The organism is Candidatus Sysuiplasma acidicola (assembly GCA_019721035.1).
Lineage (GTDB): Archaea > Thermoplasmatota > Thermoplasmata > Sysuiplasmatales > Sysuiplasmataceae > Sysuiplasma > Sysuiplasma acidicola.
In genome coordinates this window covers 41,610-53,811 of sequence record JAHEAA010000008.1, presented here as the reverse complement: position 1 = coordinate 53,811, position 12,202 = coordinate 41,610, and the positions used below count along the sequence as shown (strand labels likewise).

General features: G+C 50.5%; 11 protein-coding genes. 6 read left to right on the top strand and 5 right to left on the bottom strand.

Annotated elements, in window-relative coordinates; genetic code table 11:
* The coding region (locus tag KIS30_05240) for a hypothetical protein (protein MBX8646146.1) at positions 1-363 on the top strand (363 nt) is incomplete at its 5' end.
* A gap of 80 nt (positions 364-443) precedes the next feature.
* Here KIS30_05240 and KIS30_05235 read toward each other — a convergent pair.
* The gene (locus tag KIS30_05235) at positions 444-1,670 is read right to left on the bottom strand and encodes a GDP-mannose 4,6-dehydratase (protein MBX8646145.1); all 1,227 of its coding nucleotides are present in this window, start codon (positions 1,668-1,670) and stop codon (positions 444-446) included.
* Positions 1,671-1,833: 163 nt separating this feature from the next.
* On the opposite strand from KIS30_05235, the gene KIS30_05230 reads away from it, so the two are divergent.
* A complete protein-coding gene (locus tag KIS30_05230) occupies positions 1,834-3,342 on the top strand; it encodes an aldehyde dehydrogenase family protein (protein MBX8646144.1) in 1,509 nt (502 codons plus the stop codon).
* A 28-nt stretch (positions 3,343-3,370) separates the two neighbouring features.
* Here KIS30_05230 and KIS30_05225 read toward each other — a convergent pair whose 3' ends face one another.
* The 3 genes from KIS30_05225 to KIS30_05215 form a co-directional block, all read right to left on the bottom strand.
* Positions 3,371-4,768 carry a hypothetical protein gene (locus KIS30_05225; GenBank protein ID MBX8646143.1) on the bottom strand — a complete coding sequence of 466 codons (1,398 nt, stop codon included), beginning with the start codon at positions 4,766-4,768 and terminating at the stop codon, positions 3,371-3,373.
* Between the two features lie 108 nt (positions 4,769-4,876).
* On the bottom strand, positions 4,877-5,908 hold the full coding sequence (locus KIS30_05220) for an alcohol dehydrogenase catalytic domain-containing protein (GenBank protein ID MBX8646142.1): 1,032 nt from the start codon (positions 5,906-5,908) through the stop codon (positions 4,877-4,879).
* A 69-nt stretch (positions 5,909-5,977) separates the two neighbouring features.
* Positions 5,978-7,441 (bottom strand): APC family permease, encoded by a 1,464-nt coding sequence (locus KIS30_05215; protein MBX8646141.1) that lies wholly within the window; start codon positions 7,439-7,441, stop codon positions 5,978-5,980.
* A gap of 122 nt (positions 7,442-7,563) precedes the next feature.
* Between KIS30_05215 and KIS30_05210 the strand changes: the two genes are divergently transcribed.
* Entirely contained in the window at positions 7,564-8,328 is a 765-nt protein-coding gene (locus KIS30_05210) for a hypothetical protein (GenBank protein ID MBX8646140.1), read from the top strand.
* Between the two features lie 131 nt (positions 8,329-8,459).
* Here KIS30_05210 and KIS30_05205 read toward each other — a convergent pair whose 3' ends face one another.
* Positions 8,460-9,218, bottom strand: coding sequence for a site-specific DNA-methyltransferase (locus tag KIS30_05205; protein MBX8646139.1), 759 nt, complete (start codon positions 9,216-9,218; stop codon positions 8,460-8,462).
* Between the two features lie 427 nt (positions 9,219-9,645).
* On the opposite strand from KIS30_05205, the gene KIS30_05200 reads away from it, so the two are divergent.
* From KIS30_05200 to KIS30_05190, 3 genes are all read left to right on the top strand, one after another.
* On the top strand, positions 9,646-11,145 hold the full coding sequence (locus KIS30_05200) for an AMP-binding protein (protein ID MBX8646138.1): 1,500 nt from the start codon (positions 9,646-9,648) through the stop codon (positions 11,143-11,145).
* 3 nt (positions 11,146-11,148) lie between these two features.
* Positions 11,149-11,589, top strand: a complete 441-nt coding sequence (locus tag KIS30_05195; protein MBX8646137.1) for a dehydratase — start codon at positions 11,149-11,151, stop codon at positions 11,587-11,589.
* Positions 11,586-12,202 (top strand): hypothetical protein (locus KIS30_05190; protein ID MBX8646136.1); only part of this gene is annotated, 617 nt, incomplete at its 3' end. The genes KIS30_05195 and KIS30_05190, both read left to right, overlap by 4 nt.

The following is a 12,202-nucleotide window of genomic DNA, read 5'->3' as shown; positions in this document are numbered from 1 at the left end:
GCACTCGGCAATACCCTCGGCAGACTCCTGGAGGACAGAGTAAGGGACAGAACAGAAGACTATGCAGAGAGAGTTGGCTGGAAGATATCGACGAGGATTGTCAGCGGCGGGGAAGAAGTTGACATGCTCGTGAAGGATGGCATCTCGTTTTTTGTCGAGACGAAATCTCATGCCGATTTTGACTCGCTTGAACAAATCACCAGAAAGGCGAAGAAACTGAAAATGCCCGGAATGCTGGTTGGAGAGAGGATAGATCGCGGCGTCATGAAAGAGGCAAAAAAGAGGAAAATACTCTGCCTCAACCTGTATGAATTAAGAAGCGCGCTGCAGTCCGGCCGAATCAAGAAGTTTTATTCTAAATGATGTGACACTCTCTTTTTCCAGTGCGCATGAGATGCGGATCCGGCTCAATTTGGGCTGCAGCAAAGAAGCCGTGAACGCGCTTAACGTCTGCGGTGCTGCTGGTCAGCGTAGTAATTGAGCTGATCACCGACTATGTCGAGGACCGAATGCGATGTGGAATAGCCAAGTTTCCTGATGCTTGACGTGTCGGAAAGAAGGATAGGCACATCCGTCGGCCTGTACTTCTCTTTGTCGAAGACGACGTCGAACTTTCCAGTATCCGTCATCACCCTGAAGCCGCCGTCTTTCAGGCTGAAACTGAATGCTTCTTCGAGGAGCAGCCTGTCGATCTCGGTGCCTTTCCACTTCTTGCCGAACAGCGATATCTTCGTTTCAGCAGTAGGATCCTTCAGTTTCCTGCCGCCCTTCAGCGTTTCGATTGCGCGGACATTCATGCCTGCGACATCGAAGCACATGAGTATGTATGCGGCAACTGAATTTGTCCTTTCAGAGCCAATGTTGTATGCCTGCCCCTTTTCGCCCTTTTCCGCAAGGAGTCTGTAACCCCTGACCATGTCGTCAATGTGCGTCCAGTCCCTGAACGCTTCCACATTGCCGATTGAGATGCCGCCTGCCTCCCCCCTCATTATGGCGGAGACCTGTCTGGCTATCGATGCAGTGACGAAATACGACCCCCTCCTCGCACCCTCGTGATTGAAACCCCTTGAAACGACGTTTTTCAGTCCGTAGCTCTGTGCGTACTCTATGGAAAGGTATTCGCCGAACACCTTCGTAACAGCATATGGCGAAATGGGCCTCAGCGGGTTGGTTTCCGCAATGGGCACTTCAGGATACTTAACTACGGGCGGAAAGATTCTGCCGCTGTTTTTTTCAAACCTTTCAACCTGTTTCCTTGAAGTTGCAACAAAACCGTACTCTTCACTCGAGCCGGCGAATACAAGCTTTGTGGAATTGCCTGACTTGAGTCTCATAGCCTCAAGGACGTTTGCCGTACCAACAGCATTGGAATTCACAACCTCGAGCGGATTGATGAAAGATCTGTGCACAAAACTCTGCGCCGCAAGATGGAACAAGATGTCCGGACGTGCCGTGTCGAAAGCCATAAGCAATGAAGTAAGGTCCTCGACGTTGCCTTCAATCTTCTTCACCTCATTCTGGATGCCCAGTTCCTGCAGACCTCTGTTCACATCGCCATCAGCACGCCTCCTTACCAGGCCGTAAACCTCGTCTCCGCTGTCGAGGTACGATTTGGCGAGGTGCGGTCCGACGAATCCTGATATGCCCGTAATGAGTACTCTCTTCCCCATTGAAACATCTCTTAAGTCTCAGTGAAGACAATGTTACTGAAATAGATCGCGCACACGCGCACCCGATGGCATTCTCTCCGGAACAGGAAATATTGAAAAGTCTTCAGCCCGCAATCGTCACCGTTATTAGATCGCAGATGTTTCAGTTTAACGGGGCCGGAGAATGGAACAGAAACTCAAGACAGAATTAAACTTCATAGATGGCAAGTGGAGGCCATCGTCGGATGAAAAAGTCATGGATGTCATTGAGCCGGCAAGCGGCGCTGTCATGGCGAAGGTGCCTCATGCCACAATGGATGATCTTGGCGAAGCAATCGATGCTGCAAAGACAGCATTCGACCGCGGTGTGTGGTCGGGCAAAACACCCGCGGAACGATCTCTCATACTTCTGCGATTAGCGGACGCCATAGAGGAGAACAGGGATTATTTTTCGGCGCTGGAATCGCGGAATGCAGGCAAATCGATGAAACAAACGGCAAACTATGATTTGCCGTATCTGATTGATAACATCAGATTCCTCGCTGGTGCTTCCCGGGATATTCAGGGCAAGGCAATGGGTGAATATACAGAGGACGGCACGAGCGCGGTACGGCGCGAGCCAATAGGGGTTGTCGGAGTAATAACTCCCTGGAATTATCCGCTCATGATGGTTGCATGGAGGGCCATTCCGGCACTGGCTGTGGGAAACACCGTTGTAATCAAACCGGCGAGCTATACGCCGTTGACAACCCTGCAACTCGGAAGAGTAATGCAGAAGGTCGGGATTCCGGACGGAGCAGTCAATATAATAACAGGACCGGGGGGAGAGATTGGGCATGGTCTTGCATCGAGCAAAAAAATTGACATGATCGCATTCACAGGCAGCGAGGAAGTCGGAAGAGACATTTCGAGCCTTGCCTCCGTGAATCTCAAAAAGGTATCTCTCGAGCTGGGCGGCAAAGCACCATTCATAGTCTTTGAAGACGCAGATCTCAATGCAGCAGTTGAAGGCGCACTGGTCGGAGGACTTGTCAACAATGGACAAGACTGCGCCAACTCGACCAGATATTATGTGCATGAAAGTCTGATTTCAAAGTTCGAGGAACTGCTTGTCAGCAGGCTCAAACAGGTCAGAATAGGCCATCCAGCGAATCCCGTAACAGACATGGGACCGCTGATATCAGGCGCACACAGAAAAAGAGTTGAAGGCTACATAAGAAAGGGTGTTGAGGAGGGCGGCGAACTGAAGTGCGGAGGAGATGAGCCCACCATATCCGGGCTGGAAGGCGGCTTTTTCCTCAGGCCTGCAGTAATAAGCACTGAAAATGAAGAATCAGCCATAGTCAAAGAGGAGATTTTCGGGCCGGTTTTCACAGTGCTGCCGTTCAATGAGTATAATGATGTGATTCAACGCAGCAACGACGTGACTTACGGTCTGGGTTCATCCGTCTGGACCAGAGATGTCACCAGGGCGGTGAGAGCAACCAGAGATTTGCGATTTGGCACAGTGTGGATAAATGAGCACATCGTTGTGCCTTCTGAGATGCCGTGGGCGGGTTACAAACGGAGCGGACATGGTGCGTCTCTATCCTCTTATTCCCTCGAAGAATTCACATATGTCAAGCATGTATACTTCGACACCACCGGAAAGCAGAGAAAAAGCTGGTATTACCAGGTCTTGGGCGATGTTTGATCGAAAAGAGCAGACAGCGGATCGGTCATCATCGAGGCGGTTTGATGCCTTTGAGCCTCTCGCGTATCTCGAGGAATTTCCTGTAATTTCCAATGTGCGCATTCAACGATGGAGAGGCAGGCAGGACAGTGCCGGCATCATGAATGAATGCACTTGCATCGGCCAGGTAGTCTGCAATGGCGCCCGTTGACTTCAGTGCTATGATCGCCGCTCCCAGTGTGCCTGTGTCATAATTGCTTATACGATAATTCACACCAGAAATCGTTGAGGCTATGGAGCCTATCAGTTTCTTTGTCAGACCGCCGCCGGCGACTACTTCATCTATGGCACCATCCGCGATTTCGATGAGATTGTTAAACATATCGGCTGAAAGATATGCCAGCGCATGCACAATTGAAGTGGCCATGTCCGCTCTGGTGGTGGTCGGGCCGAAGCCGTAAAACCCTCCACGAATATCCGTATCAAAGATCGGGCATCTCTCCCCCTGAAGATAGGGGATGAAAATCAAGCCTGTTGGAGAGGACCCAATCTCATCAACGTCTATGTCCATATCGAAAACACGCTTTGCAAATTCAAGAAGAGTGTAGTATTGTGAATTGCAACCGTTTATGAGGTACCTGCCGGAGAAATAAAGATCACAATACAGCCTGTCGGTAACCACGGGTCTGCGGGAAACGAAACCGGCACACAGAGTCGAACCGTTTGATGCGAAAATGTGATTTTCGGCAGTGCCGATTGAGCCGAGAGCTGAAACCATTGTGTCAACGGTACCGATGCAGAGACTTACTCCGTCGACTTTCCTCGAGTATTCAGGCTGGACGAGTTTCGGCAGCTTGTCCCGGATGCCCAGATGTTCGACGAGACTGCCCCACCAGGCTCCTGAAGGGACGTCAACGAGTCCCCATTCGGCGGCAGTGGCGATGTCCTGTAACGGCTCTCCACCTTTGTTCCTCAACATCTTGTTAAAGAGAAAACCATTAAGATCGACGAAGTGAGCGGCCTCCCTCATTTTATCCTGCATGTGATTCCTGCACCAGAGTATCTTTTGGGGGAACATCTGCACGTTGAGCGGGTTCAGCGTGTGTTTTTTGAAATCGAATGAACCGACTTCACCGAACAGTTCTGAACCGGCGAGAGAGTTGTAAGGGATGCTCAACAGGGATTCGAAGTTGGAGTCTACGGCAATCATGATTGGAGCCATGCAGGAGAGTCCAACCGCAGAAACGTTTTCGCCTGCCATGCGGTGGAACTGTTCCTTGAACATTGTGAAAATGCCGTTCACGTCTACAGTATCCGGCCTGACAAAATCATCCGGATACCGATTCTTTCCGGCATCCACAACCTGTCTTTCCCTGTAGTCGTAAATGGTCCATTTCATAGAGGATGAACCAATATCAATTCCACCGACGAGATGACCTGAATTCATATAAATGCAACAGCGTGATGACCGTATCAGTTGCCTGAAATGAAGCCCCACTACTTCATAGATGTTACGAGACTGAAAACATGCAGCAGACTGTGCCGTACGGAGCAATCAGGAGGATGACGGATTCACCACGCATTTCAATCCCTTCAGCTCCTTCGAATACGCCATTGCTTCATGAATTTCGGTAAGAGTAAACTTCCTGGTTATCAGACCCTTAAGGTCTATTATTCCGGAGTTTACGATATTGGCGGCGAGAGCATAATTGCCTGTGCTCGTACCGGAGGAGCCTGTCAGTGCAAACTGGTTGTAATGTACCTCGTTCATTGTTATTGGAAGGGCAGAGTCGTGTATGGAGCCGCCGAAAACAAGGAGACTGGTACCCTTTCCCATGATTTTCTTTGCTTCACTCATGGCATCCATGTTTCCGATAGTGATGTCGATGAGGTCTACACCAGTCTCCCTGAGCCGTTCTATCGCTGATTGGCCGTTGCTCGGGTTGATTGTCATATCAGCGCCGAAGGACGAAGCCATCCGGAGTCTTTCAGCCGAGAGTCCGATTACAATCACATTGCCTACCTTTTTCACTCGTTTAAGCAGCTGAAGATGTATCAGCGCGTTGGGCCCGTCGCCTATCACGACTGCATTTTCAATGTGGTCATAATGGACAAGGTTCAGGCAATGAACACTGACGGCAACCGGCTCCATCAGCGCACCTTCATCGAAACCGATATCGTCGTTTATGCTGTAAACCAGACCCTTATCGATAAAATCCTTCGGGATTTTCATAAACTGTGAATATCCGCCGTCGATATTCACTCCAAGGCTCGTCATATTGGGACAGAGGTTCTGAAAGCCTTTCTTGCAGGTCACACACACCAGACATGGACTGTCGGCAGCAACGTTGACACGCTGACCCGCTTTCAGCTGATGAGCACTGGAATCGCGAATCACTCCGGAAACTTCATGGCCCAGTATAATGGGTGGCTTGATTGACGAAGAACCAAGAAAAAATGCCTTGACATCTGTGGGGCATACGCCCACAGACATGACCTCCAGAATCGCCTCGCCGGAGGTCATAGTTGGCATCGGGCGATCTTCAGCAACCAGGCTATCCTTGCCATAATAAACTGATGCTTTCATAGAGATAGCACTTCGGTACCAGCAATAAATTTTCGCTGATTCTCAGTCGGCCAGGACAGCAACCGACGTTCAGTCTATAAATTCCTCCTTGAGCATCTCGGTAGAGACCGTCCTTTCGACATATGATTCCCCAAGCGAATGGTTCCTGTGTTTCACATAGACATAAATGGCGCTTACCAGCATTGACAGCAGTACGAATATCAGTCCGCCGAAGTAAGGTTCGGTCAGCGATTTGTAACCCTCGTAGAACGAATAAACGAACAGTATTACTGCACCGGCAGGCGCAACCACCGATGTCAGAAAACTGCGCAGCTTGAGTATGCTGATTCCCTTCTTTTTGAGATAGAAGGCAAGGCTGACATCCGGTATTATGTGATGCACGAACCAGAATGCGACTGCCATGCTGCCCGACAGAAACAGCGCATCAAACGCACCCTGGCTCAGACCATACAGGCTTATCATCAGCGCCTCATCAATCACTGTTGCTACTATACCCAGGACCAGATTGACCATTGCTGCGTTTACAGGTATACCCCTGGATGAGAGTTTGGTGATACGTTTGGACTTGAAGAAGCCGTCTCTGCCCATGGAATATATCAGCCTCGCAGTAGTCATGCCCGGGACGAAACCTCCGAATCCCTGGCCAACCAGTGCGACCACAATGAATAGCATCGCGGCCGGCAATCCGAGATAAGGCAGGTATGCTGCAAGTCCGGGGCTCAGTTCGCTCGAAAGTTTTGAGGCATTGTTCAGGCCGAATGCGACGACCTCGGAATAAATTGCTAGAACGCCAACCACTGTTGGAATTATCACGCCGATAACTATGGCTTTCCAGACGTCTTTAAACGGCGCTTTTCCCTCTTCTGCAAAAAAGAGGGGAACGCCATATCCAGTATAGAAAAGAAAACCGGCGAGTATCACGCCAAGAAACAGTCCGCTGAGACCGCCCGGAGCCACCGCCGGGTTAAAAGCGGAAATGCTGTTGTAAGGAGATTTCACTATGACGACAGCCGAATAAATGACAAGTATCACTACCTGGGCGATGCCTGATATAATAACGGCTTTTGCCGAAATAGAAAGGTCCAGCACCGTTACCAGAAACATTCCGAACATGAAAATAATGGATATTGCAATAAATGCCCATACGGGTAAAATTATTGAACTGACATAAGTCAGAGATGAATATACCACGTAAGCAAATGCGGTGGATGTCAATACATCGAACGAGATGAAATATAGCAGATTCTGCATGCCAACGAATTTGCCGACGGCACGGCCGAAACCCATCTCAGCAAGACCGTAATAACCGCCCGCAAATGATGCAATCCTGCTGTATTCGAGCACAGGTATTGTTGCAAGCAAAATGAGTACGGCACCAAATATCGGAATAAGAGGAGCGGCAAACCCTCCGAATGTAACGGCAGCGGCCGCGTTCGAGACTGCCATGGCCATCGGATAAATGGCCGCAACAGTGAGAAATACCATTGCCCAGAGTCCGACTTTATTCTTGTGAAGATTTTCGTTTTCTTTCACTGAATGAACCCCCGATTTCCAACCAGATAAAGATTAGCACGGTTTAAACGTTTGCATGAGCACTTGACCGACTCCGACTCGGTTAAATTTAATACACGCAAGTTCATCGATCCAAATCGGAAGTGAACACGGTGTCTTACGGCAAATTTCACAGATTATCACGGTTGTTCGGCGAAAGAGAAAGAATACTGATAATGGCCATGGATCATGGCGTTCCATATGGCGACGTGTTTGGAAGCGAAGGCATTGAGGGACATCTGAAGAAGGCCGTAGGCCTTGTCGATGCGGTTATTTTGAATAAGGGAATAGTCGACACAATAGACAGTACACTCCTCAACAGATTTGAACTCGTATTCAAGTTGAACGGCATTACATCCTATTCTCCGGATCCGTATAATCTGGTTATGCTTTCTGATGTGGAGCAGGCAATGTCATATGACCCCGCGGCATTGTCGTACGAGATGTACCTCGGCACCAGTCATGAGCATGAAAGACTTGGTGAGCTGAGCAGCATAATCAGGATGTGCAGCAGGTTCGACGTGCCGCTAATCAGCCACATTTACCCGAATGAAGAGAAGAAGGACCCGAAGATAATATCGCACTGTATCAGGCTTGGACTGGAACTTGGAACAGACGTTATCAAAACATTCTACTTCGAGGGAATGAAAGAACAGCTCTCAAGAACGGCCAGACCTGTAATAATTGCTGGCGGACCGAAAATGGCAGATCAGGCAGATGTTATTGACTACATCAGTCGTGCCGTAAAAGAGAATGCGGCAGGCATAGCAATGGGTAGAAATCTTTGGGGCTGGGGAAAGAGTACTCCGGCACTGGTCAGGAAAGTATCGGAAATAGTTCATGAGCAGAGAAGAACCAGACAAGTATGATATATAGCGCATAAAATTGGTCAACGTATCACGCGCCTGATCCAAATAAACAGCCGTCATTACGCTTCGGCAATCGGAAGTCTTACGCAGTTATGGCGACACTGGAACGAACTGCGTGAAAACGATAGTCTTCAGAGTTCCGCAAGGAATCGCAGACTGGCGGCATAATATTCGGAGTCTATTTCGAAACCCACGCACGGCACGCCGAGCCTTTTGCACGCTATCGCCGTATTGCCTATGCCCATAAAAGGATCCATAACCCTTTTGGTTCTCGAAAGGCCGTGCAGCCTTATGCACATCTCCGCTATTTCAGGAGGAAAACTTGCCGGATGCGGTCTGTCGTTCTCTCTGGAGTTGATAGTCTTGTAAGGCACATACCATGTATTGCCCCTGCAACGCAGATTCCTGCCCTCGCGATTCCATCGTTCGATGTTGCTGTCATCCTTGTAAGGCACACCGATGGCCAGCCTGTCTATCTTCACCATGTTGGATTTGGTCAGATGAAAAATGTATTCATGGGCATCGTTGAGAAAACGATCGCTCTTGATGGGTTTGAAGTGCCCGACGTTTATCTCAGTCTTCGTGCCATAGCTTTCATTGACCACATATATCGACTTTATCCAGTGTATGACATTCTGAAGGTGGAAGTGTTTCCCCAGCATCAGCACGACTTCGAACGGGCCCCATGGATTCGATGGAGAAGAACCGATGTTCAGGAAGAATGAGCCGGACTCTGCCATTTTCTCCTTTAACTTCAGCGCAACTGATTCCAGCCACGCAATGTACTCGGCGCGCGGCACAGTGTCATCGTAATTGCCGTAGGGCGTTCCGATGTTGTAGGGCGGCGATGTGACGACAACATCAATCGTGCCGTCGCCCACCATATCCATGCCCCTGATGCAATCAACATTGTGCAACTCGATTGAGCTCAGATCCGGTCCAGTTTCTGATGTTAAGCGCAATTGATGGCTCTTCCGGTTCAGTCCATCAATTTCCGATGTGTTATCGGTGACCACTGTAACTTCCTCTCCTCCTGCTGAACTGCGGGGCGGCCCATTGTCTTTTCTGTGGATTTTCCCCTGCCCTGTGCCTGAATTGCTCACGCGAGTACATGTGCCGTCGTGGAACGCAGGGTACTGAAAGAGCGGTGATGAAACTTATAATGTTTGGCCCGTCCGACCCTGTGTGCATTGTCCGGGTTCGGGAAGGCCAAAAGGTGCTGCAGCCAGAGGCGTTTGCATTCGGCGGTGCAATGTGCAGGATGACAATTGCGCGGGAATATTGACCGGTGGGCAAGCGCCGGCTGACAATATTATTATGCCCACATCGCATTGCACATACAGTAATTTTATGCTGAATGTCGCTGAAGTGCTCGATCGCTCTGCGGAAATGTGGCCCGACAAGACATTCATAATTTTTGACGGCGCGGAAATAAACTACGCTGACTTCAGAGAAAAAGTGCTCGGCTGGAGTTCATATCTGAAGAGCAAGGGGATCAAACAGGGCGACATCATCGCCGTTTTTTCAAAGAACCGCCCGGAGATGCTTGAGCTTTGGATGGCCGCATGCCGCCTGGGAGCTGTATATTCACCATACAATTTCAACCTGAAGCCGGACGACATCAGGGCACTGATTGGCGATTCCAGGCCGGCACTGCTTTTCTCCGACGTGCATCTAGACAACATCGGAACGGAGCTGCTTGAATTTGACAACATCAGGATAGAAGGAAGGTACGATTACCTCTGCGAAACAGCGGCGGATGACCTGGCGACCATACTCTATACGTCAGGCACCGAGGCGAAACCCAAAGGTGTGATGAACACTCACCTGAACTGGTACGCGGCACTGCTGAGCTCCGTACACGATCTTGAATGGGGGCACAGCGACACATTCCTGCTGAGCATACCTGTGTACCATGTCGCCGGCCTCTACACGTTTCTCGGTTTCATGAATGTCGGCGCAACAATAGTACTGGAAAAGATGCCCAATCCATCAGAAATAGTCGAACTGATAAAGAGACACGGCGTCACATATCTGATCTTCCCGCCGACACTCTATATCGGTCTCTCTCAGTTTCTCAGGGAGCCTCTCAGTACTGTCAGAAATTGCATAAGTTTCGGCGCATTCATAAGCGCATCACAGTTCGACGCAGTGTCGAAGATTTTTCCGGGCGTGCGGTGGAGAAATTATTACGGCATGACCGAGACGACGCCAATGGGCACAACGCTGCGGCCGGAGGATTTCAATGCGAGAAAGGAGTCCATCGGCAGACAGCACATCAATATCTCGGTCAGGATCGTCGGGGACGACGGCAAAGAGGCGGCGGCCGGAGAGACGGGCGAGATACTGATGAGGGGTCCGACCGTGGCAAAAGGATATTTCAACAATGAGGAGAGCACGAGAAAGACGTTCGTCGAAGGCTGGGTCCATACCGGCGATCTGGCCACGAAGGACAGCGAGGGCTTCCTTTACTTCGTAGACAGAAAGAAGGACATTATCAGGACAGGGGGAGAGAATGTTTCCTCCGTCGAGGTGGAGAGAGAGATACTGCACAACAAATCTGTTGCCGAAGCTTCAGTGGTGGGCCTTCCGCACCCGTACTGGCTGGAAGCGGTAACTGCGTTCGTCACGCCGAAGAAGGATCAGACACCGGTGGCATCGGAAATACTGGAACAGCTCAGACAGAGTATGGCAGGATACAAGGTGCCCAAACGCGTCATAGTAGTGGACACGCTTCCGCACAATGCCAGCGGAAAGATCCTGAAGAAGGAGCTTCGCGAGAAATACAAAGACATGTACCTCAAAGGGGAACAGTGAGGCATGACGTCACCGGACATAAAGACGGAAGGAAGGACAATCACCGAAACGGACGTGGTCATGTTTTCATATTTTACGGGCGACTGGACCTATCTCCACACGGACAGGGTGGCCGCAGAAAAGAGCATGTTCGGAGAGAGGGTCGCGCACGGTTACCTGACGCTCTCCGTCTCGCTCGGACTCATGATCAGGTGCGGTGCCGTCAATGCCGATCTGTTCAAAGCGCTGAAGTCCATAGACTTCGTCAGGTTCATCGCGCCCGTGAAGATAGGAGACACGCTTACGGTGTTTTACAGCAGCGCAAGAAAGGAGTCGCGACCGGGAACGGTACAAGTGACGACGGATGCGCGGACGCTGAATCAGCGGGAGGAAGTTGTGATGGAGTTCAGGACGGTGCATCTGGAGCGCACGGCGGACGGAGAACGGAAAGAGGGATTGGCGTGAAATCATACGGTGCGATGAAGGCTGAGCGGGGGAGGGTTGCGGTAGTGGGCATCGGCCAGACAAAGTTTGAGGCAAGATTTCCAGGCAAGACCTACTACGAACTTGCGTTCGATGCGGCGGTCAGCGCGATGAAGGACGCAGGCACGGGTGTCGGAGACATAGATTCAGTGGTCTACGGAATATACAACGACCTTTTCGAGAGGCAGATAATGCCCGACACCTACGTGCATGATTACATAGGCATGTACGGTAAACCCGGCCTGAGGATTACGACCGGAGGAGCGACGGGAGGTTACGCGTTCCGATCGGCATATGCGGAGATAGCATCCGGCCTGGCGGACACGACGCTGCTTATCGGTGTTGAAAAAGCGCAGGACTGTTATGACTGGGCACAGGGCAAGACGACGCCGGAAGTCATAAAATCGATCGCATACAGCGCGGACATGACGTGGGAGTTCCCTCTCGGCGCGTCTGCCGCATCCTCCTATGCAATACTCGCCGCCGCGCACATGAAGAAATACGGGACGACGGAGGAGCAGGCAGCACTTGTTAGCGTGAAAAACCACGGGAATGCGATGAATAATCCGTTTGCGCAGAGCCCGAAGAAGATAAC